Raw genomic sequence first — 22,699 nt, 5'->3', positions numbered from 1 at the left:
TTGTAAGCTTGGGAAAAATTGTCAGGCGAGGCTGGGCAGCCACAGCACAATCGACGGGAAGGCTACCAGCAGCGCGATGGTGATCCCATCCGCGATGAAAAACGGTGTCACGCCTTTGAACACATCCTGCACCGTCAGATCATCGCGCACACCCGCCACAACAAAACAGTTGAGGCCGATGGGCGGTGTGATCAGACAGAATTCGGCCATTTTGACCACCAGAATACCAAACCAGATCGCGCACATCGGACCAGACATGCCAAAGGTGCTCTCCGCTGCTGAAACATATTCCCCGCCATTGAGCGCCATCACAGCCGGGTAGACCACCGGCAGAGTGAGCAGCAGCATACCAATCGCGTCCATGAACATGCCCAGAACGGCATAGGCCAGCAGGATGCAGATCAGGATCAGCATGGGAGAGAGCGTCAGGGAGGTGATCCAATCGGAGAACGCCGCTGGCAGTTCAGCAAAGCCCAGAAAGCGCACATAGATCAGTACCCCCCAGATAATGGTGAAGATCATCACCGACAGTTTCGCCGTCTCCAACAAGGCGTCTTTCAGCTCTGCCCACCGCATGCCGCGATAAAGCGCCATCAGAAACACCACAAAGGCCCCGATTGCGCCTCCTTCGGTTGGCGTGCCCCAGGCATCACCACCAAAGGGGTTGTACACAAACAGGATAATCGTCGCGACGACGAAAAGGATCGGCAGCGCAGGCGGCAGCGAGACCAGCCGCTCGCGCCAGGTGAAACCGGTGACCGCAGGGCCGAACCCCTTGATGGTCATCGCCATTCCGATGATCAACAAACCGTAGACCACCGCCGAGAAGGCACCGGGGATAAAGCCTGCAAGCAGCAGTTTGCCCACGTCCTGCTCAACAATGATCGCATAGATCACCAGAATGGCTGAGGGTGGAATAAGCGAGGCCAACGTGCCCCCTGCCGCAACCACACCCGCCGCAAAACGTTTGTCGTAGCCGATTTTCAGCATCTCCGGGATGGCGATACGCGCAAACACGGCGGAGGTTGCAACCGACGCGCCGGAGACCGCGGCAAAGCCTGCGGTGGCAAAAACGGTAGACACTGCCAGCCCACCCGGCACCCATGCCAGCCAGCGCTTTGCAGCTTCAAACAGCGCCTTGGTGAGGCCCGCATAATAGGCAAGATAGCCGATCAGGATAAAGGTCGGGATAAGGCTGAGCGCCTGACTGGAGACCTTGGAATGCGGGACCTGCCCGGCGGTCTTCACGGCGATTGTCAGCGCCTTGGTGAAACGCTCGGGATCATAGCCAAACTTGGCCCAGAAAATCCACACAAGGCCAACCAGACCGGCAAGACCCGCCGCAAAGGCGACCCGCATCCCCAATAGCACCGTCGCCAGAAGTAAGCCGCTGACCCAGAGGCCGATTTCGATAGGTTCCATTGCCTGCCCCCTTAGTCGCGGTCGCTGGCGGAGGTTGACACTCCGCCCAGATGTTCAGCTTCGGCCGCGGCCTGTTCTGCGGCGCTTTGCACCAGTGGCACTGCGGCCGGGCGTGCCAGACCCAGGATCAGCGCCCGGCCGTAGCCCCAAACCTGCAGCAGCAAACGCAGGCACAGCACTGCAAACGCCACCGGCGCCAGCAATTTGGCAGGCCAGATCGGCAGGCCGATATCGATTGAACTGTCGCGGCTCCACAGGGGGGCCGCAAAATCAAAGGAGCGCAGAAAATGTGACCAGCTGCCCCAAAGCAGCGCCAGCATGAGCGCAAGGATCAACAGGACAGAAATCAGTTCAAACAGCCAAAGGGCCCGCCCACGCAGGGCAGAGATCACCAGATCCATCCGGATATGGCTGCCATCCCGCTGCACAAAGGAAATCCCCATGAAGGCAATCAGTGGCATCACCTGCTCGATCCAGTCGACATATCCCGGCAAGGGCGCGTTAAACGCGTTGCGCCCACCAACCGACACCACTGCCAGCACCATCAGTGAAAACACCGCAAGGCCACTGATCAACGCCATCACGCGTTCCAGCCGCAAGAGTTGCCTGTCCCACCTGCTGATCAGGCTGCCATCTTCCAGCACCGCCGCACTGCCTGCCATGCCCTGCCCCCGTAATCTCTACTTCGCATTCATGCAAGAAAGGGCCGGCGCAGAACTGCCCGGCCCCCTTTGCAACTATATAAAGATCAGCTGCCTGACCGCTGATCGCTCAGGGTTTTCTGCACCAGATCATAAAGCTCCTGTGCAGGCAGGCCTTGCGCGCTCATGTCTGCAATCCACTGTTCGCGGATCGGGTCAGCGGCCACTTTGCGGAACTCTGCCAGCTGGTCTTCGGAAATGGTGACCTTTTCGACGCCTTTTTCGGCCAGAACACTGTCCCATTTCTCAAGCAAGGCACCGTAGTTGGCGAGATAATGTGCAATCGCCTCGTCCACGGAGCTGTCGAGCGCCTCGCGCTCAGCATCGCTTAGCGCCTCATAGGCATCGGTGTTCACAACAACCGGGCAGTTCACGGTGCCGGGGTTGAGGTTTTCAGTCCACCAATCGGCCTTGTTGATGGTGCCAAAGCTCAGATGCGCATGCTGGGCAAAGGCAACGGTGTCAACCACGCCGGATTCCATCGCATTATACGCCTCGGTCGCGGTCACGGAGGTCGGCACGGCCCCAACGGCAGAAAACGCCTTACCGATGCCACCGGTGGCCCGAACACGCATATCCTTGAATTCGCCCAGTTCGTCACGGGCTTCGCCGGTGCCGACGATATTGTACTGCGGCATCGGCGAGGTCATCAGCAGCTTCGCGTTCCAGCGCGCCAGATCTTTCTGCACGGCAGGATGTGCATAAACCGCATGGCTGACGGCCACCTCTTCCTCAAGGTTCGCAACACCCAGGAATGGCAATTCCAGCACGGTGATCGTCGGGTTTTTGTCCCGGTGATACCCGGCGCAGAACTGCGCCATCTCGAAGGCGCCGATGGAGATCCCGTCGAGATTCTCTTTGTTCTTTGATAGGCCACCATAGCTGATGTTCATGGTGAATTCGCCGCCGGTCTTCTCAGAGACCAGCTCAGCCAGCTTTTCAACATGTTCGGTAAAGGCGCGCCGCTTGCCCCAGACGGAGACATTCCATTCGGTGGCGGCCGCACTGCCTGCAATGGACAGGCCCGCAATCGCCGCAGTTGCGGCGGTCAGATAAGTGTTCATGAGTTCCTCCCAGTTTGTACTCTTGCCCCGTTGCCCCGTGCCAACCTCTCAATCGCCTGAGCGCTGGCCTGACCACAATCGTCAGATTGAGGCCCGTCATAAGTGCAAAGTGACGAGCATCTGGCACCACGCTAGCGCCAAGCCACGGCGCTGCCAACCCCACACGACAGCCGTGCGGCATGGGCACAAAACCTGCTCACATCATGAGCGTATGGATCCCTCTTGACCGCCATCAACGCTCAAACAACGGTCCGACGCCCGGCCGCCTGTCACAGTTTGCCGCAGGCGATGGGGCCAGTCGCCGCAGGCTGATAGCGCCAGCACTGCGCTGTGCCCAGAATAGCAGCCCCGAAACCCAAGCCAATATTTTACAGCTAACGTTATGATAAATATTAGATTACTGCCGCACAAACCTGCGTGATTTACAGTTACGCCACCTATGGGGAAATAGCTTTACAGGTAAACCCTTATTCCACGGACACTTATTTCCTTATTTTCAAGCTTGGGTATTATCGCTGCGGAGGACGGAAAAGGTTTGACACATCCCGCCGTGCGCTGTGGTGTGCCATTCCGAGAACAGACTGGAGGGAGGGACACAAGATGACCCAGGAGAGCGACAGCAAAGCCTATGCGCCGTCGGAGGAGACGGTAGCACGCGCCCATGTCAATGCTGCACAATATGACGAGATGTACACCGCTTCTATGCAGGATCCAGAAGGGTTCTGGCGTCAGCAGGCGGAGCGGATCGACTGGATCAAACCCTTCACCCAGGTGAAGGATGTGGACTTCACGCTCGGCAATGTCTCAATCAGCTGGTATGGCGACGGCACCCTGAACGTCTCCGCCAACTGCATCGACCGTCACCTGGAGAGCCGCGGCGACCAGACCGCGATCATCTGGGAGCCGGACAGCCCGGAAGAAGAAGCGCAGCACATCACCTACAGCGAACTGCACCGCCGCACCTGCCGGATGGCCAACATCCTGGAGTCGATGGGCGTGCGCAAGGGCGACCGGGTGGTGATTTATCTCCCGATGATCCCCGAAGCGGCCTATGCCATGCTGGCCTGCGCCCGGATCGGCGCCATTCATTCGATTGTCTTTGCCGGTTTCTCCCCCGACGCGCTCGCCGCGCGGATCAACGGCTGCGATGCCAAAGTGCTGATCACCGCGGATGAGGCCCCCCGCGGCGGCCGCAAGACGGCGCTGAAATCCAACGCCGATGCCGCCCTGCTGCACACCAAGGACACTGTGAAATGCCTGGTGGTCAAACGCACCGGCGGCCAGACCACCTGGGTCGACGGCCGTGACTATGACTACAACGAAATGGCGCTGGAGGCAGACGACTATTGCGCGCCTGCCGAAATGAACGCCGAGGACCCTCTATTCATCCTCTACACCTCCGGCTCTACCGGCCAGCCCAAGGGCGTTGTCCACACCACCGGCGGCTACCTGACCTATGCGGCGATGACCCATGAGATCACCTTTGATTATCATGACGGCGACATCTACTGGTGCACAGCGGACGTGGGCTGGGTCACCGGCCACAGCTATATCGTCTACGGCCCCCTTGCCAACGGCGCCACCACGCTGATGTTCGAAGGCGTGCCGACCTACCCCGATGCCTCCCGCTTCTGGCAGGTCTGCGAAAAGCACAAGGTGAACCAGTTCTACACCGCCCCCACCGCGCTGCGCGCCCTGATGGGCCAGGGCAACGAATGGGTCGAGAAATGCGACCTGTCCTCCCTCCGCACCCTCGGCACCGTGGGCGAGCCGATCAACCCGGAAGCCTGGAACTGGTACAACGAGGTTGTCGGCAAGGGCAAATGCCCGATCGTCGACACCTGGTGGCAGACCGAAACCGGCGGCCACCTGATGACCCCGCTGCCGGGTGCGCATGCGATGAAGCCGGGTGCCGCAATGAAACCCTTCTTCGGCATCCAGCCGGTGGTTCTGGACCCCCAGTCCGGCGTCGAGATCAACGGCAACGGCGTCGAAGGCGTGCTGTGCATCAAGGACAGCTGGCCGGGCCAGATGCGCACCGTCTGGGGCGATCATGAGCGCTTCGAGAAGACCTATTTCTCGGACTACAAGGGCTATTACTTCACCGGCGATGGCTGCCGCCGCGACGAGGACGGCGACTATTGGATCACCGGCCGCGTCGATGACGTGATCAACGTCTCCGGCCACCGCATGGGCACCGCTGAGGTCGAAAGCGCGCTGGTCGCCCACGCCGCCGTCGCTGAGGCCGCCGTGGTCGGCTACCCGCATGAGATCAAGGGCCAGGGCATCTATTGCTATGTGACCCTGATGAACGACCGGGAGCCGTCGGATGAGCTGCTGAAGGAGCTGCGCACCTGGGTCCGCACCGAGATCGGCCCGATTGCCAGCCCGGACGTGATTCAATGGGCGCCGGGCCTGCCGAAAACCCGCTCCGGCAAGATCATGCGCCGAATCCTGCGCAAGATTGCCGAGAACGATTTCGGCTCGCTTGGCGACACCTCGACCCTGGCCGATCCGTCGGTGGTCGAAGACCTGATCGAAAACCGAGCCGATAAAGGATGATTGCCGATATGGACACCGCAGTTCTTACCCGCCCCGCTGTCTTGATCCTGCTCGGCCCTCCTGGTGCCGGCAAAGGGACGCAAGCGCGCAAACTGGAACAAGGGTTTGGCCTTGTGCAACTGTCGACTGGCGATCTGTTGCGGGCAGCTGTTGCTGCCGGCACCCCTGCCGGCCTTGCTGCAAAGGCTGTGATGGAGGCCGGGGAGCTGGTCAGCGACGAGATCGTGATCAACATTCTGCGCGACCGGCTGGCCGAGCCTGACTGCGCCAAAGGCGTGATCCTCGACGGGTTTCCCCGGACCACGGTGCAAGCCGAGGCGCTGGACCGGCTGCTGGCGGAGTCGGGTCAGCGGATCAATGCCGCTGTCAGCCTTGAGGTGGACGACGCCGCGATGGTGGCCCGCGTGGCCGGGCGCTACACCTGTGGCGGCTGTGGCGAGGGCTATCATGACCAGTTCAAACAGCCACGCGTGGCTGGCACCTGCGATGCGTGTGGCAGCACAGATATGACGCGTCGCGCCGATGACAACGCCGAGACTGTCACCAGTCGGCTGGCGGCCTATCACGCGCAGACAGCCCCGCTGATCAGCTACTACGGCGGCAAGGGTGTGCTGAGCCGAATCGATGCTATGGGCGAGATCAACCACATTGCAAACGCGCTGAGTGCCGTGGTCAAATCAGCTACCGCCTGAGCGATTTTCTGAAATGTCCGGGCGGGTAAGACGTCACCACGACGTTCTGTCACCAACCTATTGAACAGGCCCACATAAAAATGTGGGCCTGCTTTCAATCCGCTCTGGCTTTTGTTGATGCGCGTGCCACATTGGAAGCGGGTAGACATGGGATCCATCCCATGGCACCCAGCAAAGACCTGAAGTGAAAGCGCGCGCGAAATGTCCGAAACCAGTTTTATTCCCGGCCCCGACAGCCTGCGAGCCTATCGCGATGCTTTGGGATGCTTCGGCACCGGCGTCACTGTTGTGACCACCCGCACGGATCGGGGTCCGTTGGCGATTACCGCCAACAGCTTCACATCTGTCTCCATGGATCCGCCGCTACTACTATGGTGCCCCGCACGGCAGTCCAAGCGCCACGATCCCTTTGTCGCGGCATCCCATTTTGCCATTCACGTGATGGCAGAGGATCAGCTGGATATGGCGATGCACTTTGCCCGCAATGGCGAAGATTTCTCCTGCGTGCCGCAGCATCGAAACGAGGATGGGGTGCCCGTGCTGCCAAATGTCATTGCCCGTTTCGATTGCCGCAGGCATGCCTGCCACGACGGTGGCGACCACAGCATCCTGGTGGGTGCTGTTCTGCGCACCACCAGCCGTCCCGGCAAAGGCCTAATTTTCAAGCGGGGTCAATATGGTGGGTTTCTTGAGCAGAGTTAGCCGCGCAGCCTGTGGCTTGGCGCAATCGCGCGCTAGGATAACTTATCAGCCCGACCAGCCCCAAAGAGCGCCGATACGCGCGCCAGATCCGGCCAGAGCACGCGCCGCGTGTCCACCTGCCCGCTCTTGGATGACGCGGTCTCAGGCCCGCGCTCTTTGAGATCCGCCCCCCCCTCACCGGACCAGGTGCCCGCCCCGCCGCCGGGCCAGTCGTCTGGTCCCTGACGGTCTTTCTTCACTGGGTCGCAGCTGAGAGAGTGATTTTCAATCGTAAGGTCATTGGGGCCTCTATCGGTTTCATTCAAGCAGCTAGCCTGCCCCTGCACCTCAGTCTGATCCGCAGTCAGCACCTCAGTTGAGCTTGAACCGGACACCCCATCCGACCAGAAAAAATCTTGATGGGTCAGCGATACCGCCATCCGGTGCGGTGACAGCTCCAGCCGCGGTACCAGACGGATCGCGTTTTGGCGGCAGACTGACACACACAACCCACATTGCATGCAGTCAGCCTCAACAAAGTCCAATCCGGCACCATTCTCAGCTCCAATCAGTGCGTTGGTCGGACACACCCAGGTGCAGGCCTGACAAAGGGTGCAATCACCGGTCAGCTCAATCCCGCCGTAAGGCGCATCCTGCGGCAAAGCGATCACATCCATGTCTTCAGACAGGGTCACGCTAGCAAAAAGCTGCAAGGCCTCGCGCCGACGCGCCGGTTTGACTCCGCTGTCACCGTCTGTTCCGCGGTGAACCAGTTCCGGGAGCTGAGAAATGCCCTCGGTCAGTAGTTGTTCCAGATGGATGGTGGAATGAAACAGAACGACACGGTCTTCCAGTCCAAAGCAGGCCGCCAGCTCCATCTCACGCAGTTGCGCCAGACGTGCGTTCTGCTCCAGTGCTGCTTCCACCAACACCCAGTCAAACCCGTCCGAGATTGCATGCAACAGATCAGCATGACCTGCGCGTTCAAGCCCCCGTGTGGCCGCCGCGATGACATCCATACCCGTCAGAGCAACCCGATCTTTCAATGTCGACACCTCTAATTCGTGCTGGGCATCGTACATCACCAATACTTGATCGACCCCCCGTATCCCCCTGTCATCCCCACAGTGTTTTTGCCGGCGCTGCATAGCAGCCTGACATAAATCGGCCAGTGGCCAGCGAACTTGGCTTTCTGGATTGTAACGCCGGTAGGATGATCCGGGATGCGACACCTGAGCGGTTGCCTTGTGCTCGGTCCTATCCCGCACATCAGGCAGAGATCGCAGGCAGAGTTGAACATTTTCCCAGACAGTCATGGTCTCTTCCTTCGGATTGAAATCCAAACCACAGCCGAAACGCTCGATCGTTCGATGACACAAGGTTAACATGGAATTGCCATTTGTAACGGGTATTCAAAAAGTAAGACTCAACTTTTAACTGTTATTTATTCCTGAACTTCTGTCACAGCCGGCATCTAAAATCGAGTTTTCTCAAACAAACGAATGCCTATTTACCTGGTATCTAAACCCGGCCGGAGCCAGATCTGTCGGAGACCAGCCAGGCCCAATTGACGATGAACGCGTGGCCGCTATCCAATCACAGATCAGCCTTGACCATATCCCGGATCTTGACTGCCTTTTCAAAGTGGTTCAGCTGATGGCATTTAATCCACCATTCCGCCGCCTCCATCAGCTGCACCGGATCGTCATTCCGGTTGGCAAAAAACGCATAAAAGGACAGCCCCACATTTTCACCTTTTTTTTGCAATTTTCTCCTCGCAAACCGTGACGATCTTCTGCCGCAAACTGTCTCTCATCGTCTTGATCCTATAAATTTCCGACGGTTTCGACGCCATCAATACGCAATAAAATCAGCCCGTTAAACACATATCTCACGACAAATAAAAATCCCGCCCGCAGAGGCGGACGGGACAAATTCCACATACTCGAAACTTAGTTCAGCGCAGCGTCGGTAATAACATGCGTCCAGGCGCCCTCAGGCTCTTTGGTGATCACCGGGCTTGAACCGCCATCAAGCAGCGTCTTCACCGTGCGCTGGTAGTCCGCTTCGCTCAGCGCGCCATTGCTGCCGGCTGTGAGCTTGGCCACCTCAGACATCATCCGCTTCTGGTGCTCCTCTGTCTGGGCGCCGGAGGCATCATTGTCCAAGACAATCTCTGCCGCGTCATCCGGATTTTCCTCGGCCCATTTCCAGCCTTTCATCGAGGCGCGTACGAAACGCTGCATCTTATCGACAAAGGCCGGATCGTTCAGGTTCTCTTCCAGCACATAAAGACCATCTTCAAGCGTTGCCACGCCCTGATCCTCATATTTGAAGGTAATCAACTCATCCGGGGCCACGCCCGCATCAATCACCTGCCAATATTCATTATAGGTCATGGTCGAAATACAATCCGCCTGACGCTGCAACAGCGGATCGACATTGAAGCCCTGCTTCAGAACCTCGACACCTTTCTCGCCTTTGCCTTCGGTCGAAATCCCCAACTGGCTCATCCAGCTCATGAAAGGGAATTCATTGCCGAAGAACCAGACGCCAAGGGTTCGGTTGGCCAGATCTTCAGGCGCAGCAATGCCGGTGTCTTTCCAACAGGTCAGCATCATGCCGGAGCTTTTGTACGGCTGGGCGATATTGACCAGCGGCAGACCTTTCTCCCGCGCGGCCAGCGCGGCTGGCATCCACTCAACCGTGACATCCGCGCCGCCCCCGGCAATCACCTGGGTCGGCGCAATATCCGGACCACCAGGCAGAATGGTGACATCCAGATCCTCAGCCTCATAGAACCCCTGATCCAACGCGACATAATAGCCTGCAAACTGGGCCTGTGTGACCCATTTCAGCTGCAGTTTCACCTCATCGGCGGCCTGCGCCACCGATGCAGCCCCCAGCGCCATGGCGGCGGCGGTCAGCAGTGTTTTCATCTGTCTTCTCCCTGTTGTTATATCTGGTTGTAGTCCTGAATTCTGCGCGAGTTACCCCGCTGTCTCCAAAGGTTTTCTTCCAGTTGGCGCCAACTTCCAAACCGCAGGTCGCAAAGCTGCCTATCCCCGTTGCGACGGGTGCCAGAAGGTGAGCGTTTTCTCAATCAGCGCCATCATGCCATAAAATGCCGACCCGGCCAGTGCCGCCACAAGAATCTCGGCCCAGACCATATCCAGCGCCAGCTGCCCCACCGAGGTCGAGATCCGAAACCCCATGCCCACAGTTGGTGAGCCAAAGAACTCCGCCACAATGGCCCCAACCAGCGCCAGCGTTGTGGAGATCTTGAGCCCGTTAAAGATAAACGGCAGCGCAGCAGGCAGGCGCAGTTTGAAAAAACTCTGCCAATAACTGGCCGCATAGGTCTGCATCAGATCACGTTGCATCGCTGAGGTCTCGCGCAACCCCGCCACCGTATTCACAAGGACCGGGAAGAACACCATCACCACAACCACCGCCGCTTTTGACTGCCAGTCGAACCCAAACCACATCACCAGAATAGGGGCCGTGCCGACAATGGGCAGCGCCGCAACAAAATTCCCCACTGGCAACAGTCCGCGGCGCAGGAAATCGCTGCGGTCCACCGCAATCGCCATCAGCAACGCAGCACCGCAGCCGATGATATAGCCAGACAGCGCGCCCTTCAGGATCGTCTGCTGAAAATCCTGCCAAAGAACCGGCAGGCTTGTGGCAAAGCGCGCAGCGATGACGCTGGGGGCTGGCAGGATCACCAAAGAGACCTCAAGCCCGCGCACCAACAGTTCCCAGACAATCAGCAGCGTCACACCAAAAATGGCCGGAACCAACAGTTTCACCGCAGACGTATTCGATGCCGAACTATTGGCCAGCCGACCGTTCAGCCACCACCCCGCACACCATATAAGCAGCGCCATAGATACCATCACCATTGGCCACGCCCCCCGTTCTTCTGACCCGAAATATCCCGGGTGAGCCGCAAAACGGCGAGGGCAGCGCCCTCAATCCCACCAGCGTTCATGCCTGCACCCCCATCCGTTTCAGAACCAGACGCTCAATAACGCCCAGCAGGGCAACCAATGCTGCGGCCAGAATTGCAGCGGCAAACAGCGCTGACCAGATCTGCACGGTCTGCCCATAGTAGCTGCCCGCCAGAAGCCGCGCGCCAAGCCCGGCGACGGCACCGGTTGGCAACTCCCCAACGATGGCCCCAACAAGCGAAGCTGCGATACCAATTTTCAAAGAGGCAAACAGATAGGGCATCGAGGCCGGCAGGCGCAGCTTCCAGAACCCCTGCCCCAGGCTCGCATTATAGGTCTTCAGCAAATCCAGCTGCATCTGATCAGGGCTGCGCAGCCCCTTGACCATACCAACAACAACCGGAAAGAAACTGAGATAGGCCGAAATCACCGCCTTCGGCAGGATCCCCTGAACGCCGATAGAGTACAAAACCACGATGATCATCGGGGCCAGAGCGATAATCGGAATGGTCTGGCTGACAATCGCCCAGGGCATCACCGACATATCCATCACACGGCTATGCACGATGCCAACCGCCAAGAGGATCCCCAGACCGGTGCCAATAACAAACCCAAGCAATGTCGCCGAAAGCGTCACCTGCCCATGGTAGATCAGGCTCCGCTTGGAGGTGAGTTTCTTCTCCACCGTGGTCTCCCACAGCTCAACAGCCACCTGATGCGGCGCAGGCAGTCGCGGCCGGTCCTGCGACCAGACATCCCCGATAGCGAAGGAATTGGCCGCAACCAGCCCAATCGGGCCCATGTCGCGACGCTCGCGGGCGGTGGCCGGAACCACTTCAGCCCCCGAACGCTCGGCAGCATCCAGAACCCCTTTGATGTTCATCGGAACGCAGGCCGCGTACCAGATCACGGCAATTGCCGCGAGGACGCTTAAGACAGCAAGTGCTGTTTTCATGATCCTGCCCCTTTCCACACGGACACATGCGACGCCAATTTTTTCCGAAGAAAACTCCACGGAAAATTCAAATTTTCCGTGGGCGTATCTCTGCCGCCGCGCCGATCAGTCATCAGCATGCCCCGCGCGCAGACCATCACGGACGCGGTGGGCGATCTCGATAAACTCAGCGCTGTCACGAATATCCAGAGGCCGCTCCTTTGGCAGCGGGCTGTCGATCACATCATGAATGCGCCCCGGACGCGGTGACATCACCACGATCTTCGTGGACAGGTAGACCGCCTCCGGAATGGAATGTGTGACAAACCCGATGGTCTTGTCGGTGCGCGCCCAAAGCTTCAGCAGCTGTTCATTCAGATGATCCCGGACGATCTCATCCAGCGCCCCAAAGGGCTCATCCATCAACAGGATATCCGCATCAAACGCCAGAGCCCGCGCAATGCTGGCCCGCTGCTGCATCCCCCCCGACAGCTGCCAGGGGTATTTGCCGCCAAACCCCGCCAACTCCACCAGCTCCAGCACCTGCTCGACCCGCGCGGCTTGCTCAGCCTTGGAATAGCCCATGATTTCAAGCGGCAGTTTGATGTTCTTGGCGATCGACCGCCAGGGATATAGCCCGGCAGCCTGAAACACATAGCCGTAGGCGCGTTGCCTGCGGGCCTCATCCGGCGTCATGCCATTGACCATCAGCGCGCCGCCAGTGGGTTGTTCCAGCGCAGCAATGCAGCGCAGGAACGTGGTCTTGCCACATCCGGAGGGGCCGATGAAGGAGACAAAATCGCCTTTGTTGATCTCCAGGCTCACATCCTTCAGCGCATGCACCGGGCCGTCATTGGTCTGAAAGGTCAGGTCCAGATTGCGCGCCTCGATGACCGGCGCCTGCGGGGTGATATCGGAAGCGGCGGCCTGGGAATTGAGCGCCTGGGTGGTCGTTTCCATATTCATCTATTCGCCTTGATTTCACACAGGAAAACGGGCCGCCATTCCTGGCAGCCCGTCCCTGAATTACACACCTGTCACCGGAATACCTGACCGCTCGACGGGACGGGGCGCCGTCAGATCTTTCCAGGTCGACAACGCCTTGTTCACCGTCGCATTGGCCTCGCGCTCAACAAAGGTGCCATGCCCCTCCTGACAGCGAATCTCACCGTCATGAACCGCCACTTGGCCACGGGTCAGGGTAAAGCGCGGCAACCCCTTCACCTCATGCCCCTCAAAGACGTTATAGTCGATCGCCGACTGCTGGCTCGCCGCCGAGATGACCTTGGTCTTTTCAGGATCCCAGACCACCAGATCCGCGTCCGCCCCGACCAGAACCGCACCTTTCTTGGGGTAGCAATTCAGGATCTTGGCGATATTTGTCGACGTCACGGCGACAAATTCATTCGGTGTCAGGCGGCCTGTGGCCACCCCATGCGTCCACAGCATCGGCATCCGGTCTTCCAACCCGCCAGTGCCATTGGGGATCTTGGTGAAATCGCCCACACCGGTACGCTTCTGCTCGGTGGTAAAGGCACAGTGATCCGTCGCCACAACCGACAGCGAGCCAGATTGCAACCCGTTCCAGAGACTGTCCTGATGCTGTTTATTGCGGAACGGCGGCGACATCACCCGACGCGCCGCATGATCCCAGTCCTGATTGAAATACTCACTTTCATCCAGCGTCAGATGCTGGATCAACGGCTCACCCCAAACGCGTTTGCCCTGCATGCGGGCACGGCGAATGGCCTCGTGGCTGTCTTCGCAGGAGGTATGCACCACATAAAGCGGCACGCCTGCCATATCGGCAATCATAATGGCGCGGTTGGTGGCCTCGCCCTCCACCTGCGGCGGGCGGGAATAGGCATGCGCCTCGGGACCGTTGTTGCCCTCCGCCAACAGCTTGGCCGACAATTCAGCCACCACATCGCCGTTTTCGGCATGTACCATGGCAATGCCACCCAGCTCAGACAGCCGCTGGAAGGAGGCATACAGCTCATCATCATTCACCATCAACGCGCCTTTATAGGCCATGAAGTGTTTGAAGGTGTTGATGCCCCGCGTTTCAATGACGGTCTTCATATCGTCAAAGACCTGCTCCCCCCACCAGGTCACCGCCATGTGGAAGGAATAGTCGCAATTGGCCCGCGTCGACTTGTTGTCCCAGCGCTTCAGCGCGTCCAGCAGGCTCTCCCCCGGGTTGGGCAGCGCGAAATCCACCACCATGGTGGTGCCACCAGCCAGCCCCGCCCGCGTCCCACTCTCAAAATCATCACTGGAGTATGTCCCCATAAAGGGCATCTCCAAATGCGTATGCGGATCAATGCCGCCCGGCATCACGTAACAGCCGGTCGCGTCCAGCTCCTCGTCCCCTGTCAATCCCTGACCGATCTCGGTGATCACACCGTTCTCGATCAGCACATCCGCCTTATAGGTCAGATCTGCCGTCACGATGGTGCCGTTCTTGATGACTTTCGCCATGGTCTATCTCCCTGTGAGAGCGCGGTCATTGCCGCATCTTTCTTGTTACCCCCAACGGCACAGGCATCTTCTGGCCCGAAATATCCCGGGGGAGCCGCGCTGGCGCGGCGGGGGCAGCGCCCCCTATGCGACGATTTCAGCAGTCTCCAGAACTGCGTGCAACATGACATCTGTGCCAGCTGCCGCCCAGTCCTTGGAGATATCCTCCGCCTCATTGTGGCTCAGCCCGTCAACGCAGGGGCACATGATCATCGCGGTCGGGGCCAGATCGTTGATCCAGCAGGCATCATGCCCGGCGCCGGAGACGATATCCATATGGCTGTAGCCCAGCCGCTCAGCGGCGGAACGCACCGCACTCACGCAGCCCTCGTCAAAGGTTACCGGATCAAAATGCCCGACTGGCTCAATCTCAAGTCCAAGACCAAGCTCATCAGCGATTTCCTTCGCCTTCACCTCATATTGCGCCCGCATTGAGGTCAGTTTTTCCAGATCAGGCGAGCGGAAATCGACCGTGAACACCACTTTGCCGGGGATCACATTGCGGGAGTTTGGATAGACATCGCAGTGACCAACGGCGCCCACTGCGTGGGGCTGGTGCGCCATGGCGATCTGATGCGCGGCTTCTGTCATGCGTGCCATACCTAAGCCCGCATTGACCCGCATGTTCATCGGGGTGGAGCCGGTATGCGCATCCTTGCCCGTGACTGTGCATTGCAGCCACCACAATCCCTGACCATGAGTGACAACGCCGATATCCTTGTTTTCCGCCTCAAGGATTGGCCCCTGTTCAATGTGCAGCTCAAACATCGCATGCATTTTGCGGGCGCCGACCTCTTCGTCACCGATCCAGCCAATACGCTTCAGTTCATCGCCGAATGTTTTGCCGTCAGCATCCTCGCGGGCATAGGCCCAATCCTGCGTGTGTTTTCCGGCAAACACACCAGAGGCCAGCATCGCGGGCGCAAACCGCGTGCCCTCCTCATTGGTCCAGTTTGTCACGACAATCGGATGTTTGGTCTTGATGCTAAGATCATTGAGCGTGCGGACAACTTCCAATCCACCAAGCACCCCGAGGACACCGTCATATTTGCCGCCTGTCGGCTGCGTATCCAGATGCGATCCCATATAGACCGGCAGCGCTTCGGGATCAGTCCCTTCGCGCCGGGCAAACATATTGCCCATCGTGTCCAGCCCCATGGTGCAGCCAGCCGCCTCACACCACGACTGAAACAGTGCGCGCCCCTCGGCATCCGCATCGGTCAGGGTCTGACGGTTGTTGCCGCCTGCGACACCGGGGCCGATTTTTGCCATTTCCATCAGGCTGTCCCACAGCCTGTCGCCATTGATCTTCAGATTCTGTCCAAGCGACGTCATCTCAGCTTCCTTCCCTGTTGCCCTGCTTTTTCGCAGGGACGTGCGGCTTTGCGCCTTGTCGGTGGCTTTGAAACGCTGGTCATGATTTGACCAACTGGTCAAACTCAGGCTATCACGGGTGGACATTCAGTCAAGAAATTGCGTCTAACGAAGCAAGAAAACTCCGGCAGGCAGAGCCGGTTGAGTGAAAATCAGGCGCGCAGCGGTGTTGCGGCCCCCAGGAAGAGCCCGAACAGCCCGATGCCCAAGGATCGCAGCCCGACCCGCATTCAGAAAAAGAATCGCGCCACTATTCTGGAGGCCGCCCTTGAGGTGTTTTCCAACAGCGGGTTTCGCGGAGCCACCGTCGACCAGATTGCCCGCGCCGCCGGGTTAAGCAAGCCCAATCTGCTGTATTACTTTCCCTCGAAGGAGGCGATTTTTACCGAACTGCTGTCCGGCCTTCTCGACACCTGGTTGGATCCGCTGCGCGCCATTGATCCGGATGGCGATCCGCTGGAAGAATTGCTGGCCTATGTGCAGCGCAAATTGCAGATGAGCCGGGATTTCCCGCGCGAAAGCCGTCTGTTTGCGAATGAAATCGTGCAAGGCGCGCCGCGAATGCTGGACACCCTGTCTAAGGATCTGAAACCTCTGCTGGAAGAAAAAGCGGATCTGATCAAGGGCTGGATGGACGCTGGGAAGCTGAACCCGACCCATCCGAAACATTTGCTGTTCTCGGTCTGGTCGCTGACCCAGCATTATGCGGATTTCGATGTTCAGGTGCGGACGTTGATGGGGGATGAGGATCCTTTTGATGCCGCCCCAGAGCATCTGGATCGAATGTTCCGACGCATGCTGACACCCGCCGACACCCGCTGACACCAGCACTTGCTGACAGTCGCCCCCTTTATTGACAAGACAAATAGAAAACGGCGCGCCGATCAGGACGCGCCGTTTCTTATGCCATTCCATCCGACAATGGCAGGCCGGTGACCTCCGCTTACTCCGCAGCGGTCACTGAGGGGTTGTTGGGATGGGTTGTCCAATTGGCATAATCGTCGGAAACAACCTCGCCCGTGCGCTCATCAATTTGCCCGGCGGGCACCTCCTCCATGGTGATGCAGCCTTCAACCGGGCAAACATTGACGCAGAGGTTGCAGGCAACGCATTCATCATCCTTCACGGTGAAGACGCGATCCTCGCTCATGGCGATGGCCTGATGTGACGTGTCCTCGCAGGCGGCAAAGCAGCGACCGCATTTGATGCAATCATCCTGATTGATCTTGGCCTTAGCGACGTAGTTCAGATCCAGATACTGCCAGTCGGTGACATTCGGCACAGCCTTGCCGACGAAATCATCCAACCGGTCATAGCCTTTGTCGTCCATCCACTGGTTCAGGCCAGAGATCATCTCCTTCACGACATTGAAGCCATAGGTCATGGCAGCGGTGCAGACCTGCACATTGCCAGCACCCATGGTCATGAACTCAGCCGCATCGCGCCAAGTTGTGACGCCGCCAATGGCAGAAATCGGCAGGCCATGAGTTTGCGGACAGCGGGCGATTTCAGCCACCATATTCAACGCAATCGGCTTCACCGCCGGGCCACAATACCCGCCGTGTGTACCCTTGTCTCCAATGGTCGGCTCTGGCGCCATGGCATCGAGATTTACTGACACGATGGAGTTGATGGTGTTGATCAAGCTGACAGCATCTGCACCACCCGCCTTGGCCGCACGCGCAGGCTGGCGAATATCGGTGATATTCGGCGTCAGCTTCACGATCACCGGTTTGGAGTAGTATTTCTTGCACCACTCCGTAACCATCTGGATGTATTCCGGCACCTGCCCCACGGCAGAGCCCATGCCGCGTTCCGCCATCCCATGCGGACAACCGAAGTTCAGTTCAATGCCGTCCGCGCCGGTGGCCTCGACCCGCGGCAGGATATCTTTCCACGCCTGCTCCTCGCAGGGCACCATCAGCGACACGATGATCGCACGATCCGGATAGTCCTTCTTCACGCGGGTGATCTCTTCCAGGTTCACCTCAAGCGGGCGGTCGGTGATCAGCTCAATATTGTTGAGCCCGAGAAGCCGGCGATCCGCGCCCCAGATGGCGCCATAGCGCGGCCCGTTCACATTGACGACCGGCGGTCCTTCGGAGCCAAGGGTCTTCCAGACCACCCCGCCCCAGCCGGCCTCAAAGGCACGGCGCACGTTGTATTCTTTGTCCGTTGGCGGCGCAGAGGCGAGCCAGAACGGGTTCGGAGATTTGATCCCCAGGAAATCTGCTGTCAGATCAGCCATTTATCTGTTCCTTACACTGGCAACACAGGGCCGGGTCTGGCCCTGTGGCTGGCTTAGCCCATCAGGCTGGCGTGGATATCCATAGCGGCGTCACGGCCTTCGGCGACGGCTGTCACGGTGAGGTCTTCTCCGCCAGAGGCGCAATCCCCCCCAGCCCAGACCCCGGCAAGCGACGTGCGGCCCCGCGCGTCCACCTTGATTTTGCGCCCTTCAAGCGTCAGCGCATCAGGCTGATCCTCCAGCGTCTGACCAATCGCCTTGTAGATCTGATCCGCTGCTATCCGCACCGTCTCTCCGGTGCCGCTCAACTGGCCGCCCTCGCTTTTGGTAAATTCCAACTCGATTTCAGCACAGGCACCGTTGCCATGCACCGCGACAGGCTGAACATTGAACAACAGGCGCACCCCTTTGGTTGCGGCCAGATCCTGCTCAAACCGGCTCGCGCCCATGGCGTCACGGCCCCGGCGATAGGCGATGGTCACAGTCTCTGAACCGAGCAGCTTGGACTGCACCGCAGCATCCACTGCCGTCATCCCGCCGCCGATCACAACCACATTGCGCCCAACCGGCAGATTGGTCAGATCATCGGCCTGACGCAGCTCCGCGATAAAGTCGACCGCGTCACGCACGCCATCCTTGTCCTCGCCCTCGGCACGCAGCGCATTGACGCCGCCAAGACCAATCGACAGGAACACCGCATCATACTCGGCCTTGAGCGCATCCAGGCTCAGTTCTGCACCGAGTTTTTTGCCGTATTCGACGGTGATGCCACCGATTTGCAGCAGCCAATCCACTTCGCGGCTGGCGAAATTCTCGGTCGATTTATAGGCGGCAATCCCAAATTCGTTGAGGCCACCCGCCTTTGGCCGGACCTCATAGATAACCACGTCGTTACCCAGCATTGCCAGACGGTGCGCTGCTGCCAGACCTGCAGGTCCCGCGCCCACCACAGCGATCCGCTTGCCCGTTGCCGCTGCGCGCGTGAAGGGATGCACACCCTTTTCCATCAACGTGTCGGTGGCATGGCGCTGCAGGCGACCAATCTCAACCGGCTTGCCCTCAGCCGCCTCGCGGACGCAGGCTTCCTCACAGAGCGTCTCGGTCGGACACACCCGAGCACACATCCCGCCAAGGATGTTCTGTTCCAGAATGGTCTTCGCCGCCGCTTCCGGGTGGCCGGTCTGGATCTCCCGGATGAATTGAGGAATGTCGATGGAGGTCGGGCATGCCGTCATACAAGGCGCATCATAGCAGAAATAGCAGCGATCCGCCGCCACTGCCGCCTCATGCGCCTCATATTGTGGATGCAGGTCTCCAAAGTTGTCGGCAATTTCTGAGGCGGACAAACGCCCTGCCTGAATGCCGGATGCCTGATGGCTGGTCGCCATTGGGTGTCTCCCTGGATTTGTTTTTTATGCAAATCAGAGTGCCACAGTTTGATTTTTTATCAACTGGTAAAATTTTTGATCGGTCAGTTTTTTGAAGCGCAACGACGAAGGCAACGGGCCAATACGTTGCAGAAGAACAAAAAATTACCCCAGCACAAATATTGGGCGGCTGCGGCTAACCATCCCGATCAGCGGAATTACGCTATTACTGTGCGGTAAACAGGGTCAGCACCATTGCCCCAAAGAAGGCAAAAACCGCCCCTCCGCCCGAAACAATCGAACAGAAAAGCGGCTTCAATAAGATCTGATTAGATGCGCGGTCCTGGTCAGGCGAGCATCGCAGTGGCTTCAATCTCGATCTTGGCACGATCTTCGATAAGCCCCGCAACCACCACCATCGTCATCGCAGGAAAATGGTAGCCCATGACAGCGCGATAGGCCGCCCCGACCTCCCGCTGATGCGCCAGATACTCGGCCTTGTCGGTCACATACCAGGTCAGCCGGGTGATGTCGCTGGCGCTGCCACCGGCCTCCTGCACGACTGCCAGAATGTTCTCCAGCGCCTGGCTCATCTGACCGATGAAGTCGTCCGTCTCAAAGACCTGATCCGCAGTCCAGCCAATCTGGCCACCAACAAACAGCATCCGCCCCTCGCCGATCATGCCGTTGGCATAGCCTTTGGCCGGTTTCCAGCCTTCGGGGTGCACATTCACTGTCGGCATGTTGGGCTCCTGTCCTGAGCGCGACGATCCGCGCAACCACTTTTCAGCTCCCAATATCCATCAGGATGAAATTTACTTCAAGCTTAAAATATACAAACTTAAAGAACACAAAAAAGCCCTCCGCAAACGCGAAGGGCCAAACAGGCTTGCGCCATCACGTAAGGCCATATCGGCTCACATGCCGAGCGCTTCCTTGTACATTTCAAGAACCGCTTCTTCTTCGGCGATATCGTCTTTGTCGCGCTTGCGCAGCGCGATCACCTTTCGGATCACCTTTGTGTCGTAGCCGCGCGCCTTCGCTTCGGCCATGATCTCTTTCTGCTGCTCAGCAAGATCTTTCTTCTCAGCGTCCAGACGCTCAAACCGTTCAATAAACTGGCGCAATTCACCAGCGGTCACACGGTAGCTGTCGCTTTTTTCGTCTTCGGTCATATCCATCGTGGGCTCCGTCGGCAAAGGGTGGAAACTCGGATCAGCCCTCCAGATACAATCGTGCCCCCTGCTCCGCAAGCGGTGATAGGGAGATCCGACATGGGACCCGTCCGAATAGGCAAGAACCACCCCGGTCAATGTCTGCGCCCGACCTCGGCTGGCTTGCCCTGCCCCCGTCAATCAGGTAGGCGCAGGCCGACACCACCGGCGCAGTGAGGCGCCACCACCGGAGAGTGCGATGTACGAGATTATGGTTTGGGCCGGCGCGGCCGTATCGGTAGCAGGTCTGATCGGGCTGATGTGGAGCGTGGTGCGCGTAATGCAGGCCAAACGGCAAAAGCTGGACGACGACGCCCTGCGCGCTGTGGTCCAAAAGGTGCTGCCCTATAATCTTGGTGCGCTGTTTCTGTCGGTCATCGGGCTGATGCTGGTCATGCTGGGGCTGACACTGGGCGGCTGATCGCTGACGCACAACGGCGAAGGCCGGGCCAGAGGGGCGACCAGCCATTCGCAGTAACTTCTGACCTCAGCATCTAAATCTATTGCCTGAAACAAACCCGACCGGCCCGGCCTCAGACCGGCATGTTGTCGAACATCTCGTCAGCCGCTTCCTCACAGAGCATCCGCTCCAACCGCAACATGCGACTGGGAGCGCGCCCGCCCGCGACCCGCAAACGTGCCAGCGCTTGGCTGAACTCAGGATATAAGACGAGCCGATCCAATCGGTGCGCGGCCAAAATGCTGCGCTCAAGCTCCTGAGCCCGCTGCATAAGACTATCGATCGTTCTGTTCTCACTGGTCATTCTGCACTCCTCCCTTGGACCTGCGCGCCGGGCCGCATCGGCAACAAAACTCGGACACCCACTAGTATCGTAGAAGGCTGCACAACGGCCCTCTACTCCGTCCCGGCTGCCGGGTTTCGGCGCAGGTCATCGCGGCTCACCTCACCGCTGTCGCTACAATAGCAGAAATCCCGCCACGTGACCTTGAGTGAGATCAACCATAACGTGAAATAATGATCCTGCAAGTCACGGCGCCCGCCGCCAGCTGACCGTGCGCCCCTCAAGTTTTCCCACCGGCACTCTTGTACATATTCATTTTTTGATATATGTAATATGCAGCATCAGGAGGTTCCCCATGAAGCCGATCGTCAAAGCGTTTTTTGATGAACAGACAAACACCGTATCCTATGTGGTGCGCGAGCCGGATGGCACCGCCTGCGCGCTGATCGATTCCGTTCTGGATTTCGATCACGCTGCCGGTCGCACCGATACCCGTTCTGCCGATAAGATGATCGCCTGGGTAAAGGCCGAGGGTCTGCGAGCTGAGTGGATCCTCGAAAGCCATGTCCACGCCGACCACCTTTCAGCCGCCCCCTACCTTCAGGAGCATCTGGGAGGGAAAATTGGCATCGGCGCCAATATCACTCTGGTGCAGGACACCTTTGGCAAGGTCTTCAACGAAGGCACCGAATTTCAACGCGATGGCAGCCAGTTCGACGCGCTGTTCAACGAGGGCGATAGCTTTCACATCGGGCAACTGCGCGGTGATGTGTTGCACACGCCGGGCCACACCCCCGCTTGCCTCACCTATGTGATTGGGGACGCCGCATTTGTTGGCGACACATTGTTTATGCCCGACTTTGGCACCGCCCGCTGCGATTTTCCCGGTGGCTCCTCCGAAGCCCTGTTTCAGTCGATCCAGAAAATCCTGACACTCCCCGACGACACACGTATTTTCGTCGGCCATGACTACAAGGCACCGGGTAGAGACGATTATGCCTGGGAGACCACGGTGGGGGAGCAGAAAGCGCTGAACATCCATATCGGTCAAGGCCGCCCGATTGAGGACTTCGTCGCCATGCGGGATGCCCGCGACGCAACACTGTCGATGCCCCGACTGATCCTGCCATCATTGCAGGTCAATATGCGCGCGGGCCAATTGCCGGACGCCGATACCGACGGCAATGTTTACCTGAAGGTTCCGATCAACAAACTCTGATTCCA

22 protein-coding genes are annotated in these 22,699 nt (G+C 58.8%); 6 read left to right on the top strand and 16 right to left on the bottom strand.

Features of this window, described 5'->3' with window-relative positions:
- Window positions 1-21: 21 nt before the first annotated feature.
- From phaeop14_RS06070 to phaeop14_RS06060, 3 genes are all read right to left on the bottom strand, one after another.
- A complete protein-coding gene (locus phaeop14_RS06070; RefSeq protein WP_096789031.1) occupies window positions 22-1,422 on the bottom strand; it encodes a TRAP transporter large permease in 1,401 nt (466 codons plus the stop codon).
- A gap of 11 nt (window positions 1,423-1,433) precedes the next feature.
- Window positions 1,434-2,084, bottom strand: coding sequence for a TRAP transporter small permease subunit (locus phaeop14_RS06065; protein ID WP_040173276.1), 651 nt, complete (start codon window positions 2,082-2,084; stop codon window positions 1,434-1,436).
- Between the two features lie 86 nt (window positions 2,085-2,170).
- Window positions 2,171-3,187 carry a C4-dicarboxylate TRAP transporter substrate-binding protein gene (locus tag phaeop14_RS06060; RefSeq protein ID WP_024097520.1) on the bottom strand — a complete coding sequence of 339 codons (1,017 nt, stop codon included), beginning with the start codon at window positions 3,185-3,187 and terminating at the stop codon, window positions 2,171-2,173.
- 600 nt (window positions 3,188-3,787) lie between these two features.
- Between phaeop14_RS06060 and acs the strand changes: the two genes are divergently transcribed.
- From acs to phaeop14_RS06045, 3 genes are all read left to right on the top strand, one after another.
- Window positions 3,788-5,749, top strand: a complete 1,962-nt coding sequence (acs, locus tag phaeop14_RS06055) for an acetate--CoA ligase (RefSeq protein WP_096789030.1) — start codon at window positions 3,788-3,790, stop codon at window positions 5,747-5,749.
- 8 nt (window positions 5,750-5,757) lie between these two features.
- Entirely contained in the window at window positions 5,758-6,441 is a 684-nt protein-coding gene (locus phaeop14_RS06050; RefSeq protein WP_040173347.1) for an adenylate kinase, read from the top strand.
- A gap of 201 nt (window positions 6,442-6,642) precedes the next feature.
- Complete coding sequence (locus phaeop14_RS06045) at window positions 6,643-7,143, top strand: flavin reductase family protein (RefSeq protein ID WP_096789029.1); 501 nt, start codon at window positions 6,643-6,645, stop codon at window positions 7,141-7,143.
- Between the two features lie 32 nt (window positions 7,144-7,175).
- Here phaeop14_RS06045 and phaeop14_RS06040 read toward each other — a convergent pair whose 3' ends face one another.
- From phaeop14_RS06040 to phaeop14_RS06005, 8 genes are all read right to left on the bottom strand, one after another.
- Entirely contained in the window at window positions 7,176-8,204 is a 1,029-nt protein-coding gene (locus tag phaeop14_RS06040) for a 4Fe-4S dicluster domain-containing protein (protein WP_244905811.1), read from the bottom strand.
- A gap of 514 nt (window positions 8,205-8,718) precedes the next feature.
- Window positions 8,719-8,889 carry a DUF6500 family protein gene (locus phaeop14_RS06035; RefSeq protein WP_244905810.1) on the bottom strand — a complete coding sequence of 57 codons (171 nt, stop codon included), beginning with the start codon at window positions 8,887-8,889 and terminating at the stop codon, window positions 8,719-8,721.
- A gap of 185 nt (window positions 8,890-9,074) precedes the next feature.
- Window positions 9,075-10,061, bottom strand: coding sequence for an ABC transporter substrate-binding protein (locus phaeop14_RS06030; RefSeq protein ID WP_014874414.1), 987 nt, complete (start codon window positions 10,059-10,061; stop codon window positions 9,075-9,077).
- A 120-nt stretch (window positions 10,062-10,181) separates the two neighbouring features.
- A complete protein-coding gene (locus phaeop14_RS06025) occupies window positions 10,182-11,027 on the bottom strand; it encodes an ABC transporter permease (protein ID WP_040178253.1) in 846 nt (281 codons plus the stop codon).
- Between the two features lie 85 nt (window positions 11,028-11,112).
- Complete coding sequence (locus phaeop14_RS06020) at window positions 11,113-12,030, bottom strand: ABC transporter permease (protein ID WP_096789027.1); 918 nt, start codon at window positions 12,028-12,030, stop codon at window positions 11,113-11,115.
- Window positions 12,031-12,135: 105 nt separating this feature from the next.
- Window positions 12,136-12,975 (bottom strand): ABC transporter ATP-binding protein, encoded by an 840-nt coding sequence (locus phaeop14_RS06015; RefSeq protein ID WP_040178250.1) that lies wholly within the window; start codon window positions 12,973-12,975, stop codon window positions 12,136-12,138.
- A gap of 60 nt (window positions 12,976-13,035) precedes the next feature.
- On the bottom strand, window positions 13,036-14,490 hold the full coding sequence (gene hydA / locus phaeop14_RS06010) for a dihydropyrimidinase (protein ID WP_096789026.1): 1,455 nt from the start codon (window positions 14,488-14,490) through the stop codon (window positions 13,036-13,038).
- A gap of 123 nt (window positions 14,491-14,613) precedes the next feature.
- Window positions 14,614-15,864: a Zn-dependent hydrolase gene (locus phaeop14_RS06005; protein WP_096789025.1), complete on the bottom strand. Its 1,251-nt coding sequence runs from the start codon at window positions 15,862-15,864 to the stop codon at window positions 14,614-14,616.
- A gap of 240 nt (window positions 15,865-16,104) precedes the next feature.
- On the opposite strand from phaeop14_RS06005, the gene phaeop14_RS06000 reads away from it, so the two are divergent.
- Entirely contained in the window at window positions 16,105-16,725 is a 621-nt protein-coding gene (locus tag phaeop14_RS06000) for a TetR family transcriptional regulator C-terminal domain-containing protein (protein WP_096789024.1), read from the top strand.
- A 121-nt stretch (window positions 16,726-16,846) separates the two neighbouring features.
- Here phaeop14_RS06000 and preA read toward each other — a convergent pair whose 3' ends face one another.
- The 4 genes from preA to phaeop14_RS05980 all read right to left on the bottom strand — a co-directional run bounded on the left by preA (window position 16,847) and on the right by phaeop14_RS05980 (window position 20,699).
- Complete coding sequence (gene preA, locus phaeop14_RS05995) at window positions 16,847-18,151, bottom strand: NAD-dependent dihydropyrimidine dehydrogenase subunit PreA (protein ID WP_040173250.1); 1,305 nt, start codon at window positions 18,149-18,151, stop codon at window positions 16,847-16,849.
- A 53-nt stretch (window positions 18,152-18,204) separates the two neighbouring features.
- Window positions 18,205-19,539, bottom strand: coding sequence for an NAD(P)-dependent oxidoreductase (locus phaeop14_RS05990; RefSeq protein WP_096789023.1), 1,335 nt, complete (start codon window positions 19,537-19,539; stop codon window positions 18,205-18,207).
- Between the two features lie 326 nt (window positions 19,540-19,865).
- On the bottom strand, window positions 19,866-20,261 hold the full coding sequence (locus phaeop14_RS05985) for a RidA family protein (protein ID WP_040173246.1): 396 nt from the start codon (window positions 20,259-20,261) through the stop codon (window positions 19,866-19,868).
- 174 nt (window positions 20,262-20,435) lie between these two features.
- The gene (locus phaeop14_RS05980) at window positions 20,436-20,699 is read right to left on the bottom strand and encodes a DUF2312 domain-containing protein (protein WP_014874404.1); all 264 of its coding nucleotides are present in this window, start codon (window positions 20,697-20,699) and stop codon (window positions 20,436-20,438) included.
- A 232-nt stretch (window positions 20,700-20,931) separates the two neighbouring features.
- Here phaeop14_RS05980 and phaeop14_RS05975 point away from each other — a divergent pair, with 232 nt between their 5' ends.
- Entirely contained in the window at window positions 20,932-21,153 is a 222-nt protein-coding gene (locus phaeop14_RS05975; protein ID WP_014874403.1) for a hypothetical protein, read from the top strand.
- Between the two features lie 112 nt (window positions 21,154-21,265).
- On the opposite strand, the gene phaeop14_RS05970 is transcribed toward phaeop14_RS05975, so the two are convergent.
- Window positions 21,266-21,496 carry a hypothetical protein gene (locus phaeop14_RS05970; protein ID WP_096789022.1) on the bottom strand — a complete coding sequence of 77 codons (231 nt, stop codon included), beginning with the start codon at window positions 21,494-21,496 and terminating at the stop codon, window positions 21,266-21,268.
- A gap of 334 nt (window positions 21,497-21,830) precedes the next feature.
- On the opposite strand from phaeop14_RS05970, the gene phaeop14_RS05965 reads away from it, so the two are divergent.
- On the top strand, window positions 21,831-22,694 hold the full coding sequence (locus phaeop14_RS05965; RefSeq protein ID WP_096789021.1) for an MBL fold metallo-hydrolase: 864 nt from the start codon (window positions 21,831-21,833) through the stop codon (window positions 22,692-22,694).
- Window positions 22,695-22,699: the final 5 nt, after the last annotated feature.

It is taken from the genome of Phaeobacter piscinae (assembly GCF_002407245.1).
GTDB classification, from domain to species: domain Bacteria; phylum Pseudomonadota; class Alphaproteobacteria; order Rhodobacterales; family Rhodobacteraceae; genus Phaeobacter; species Phaeobacter piscinae.
This window is presented reverse-complemented; position numbering and strand designations above follow the sequence as displayed.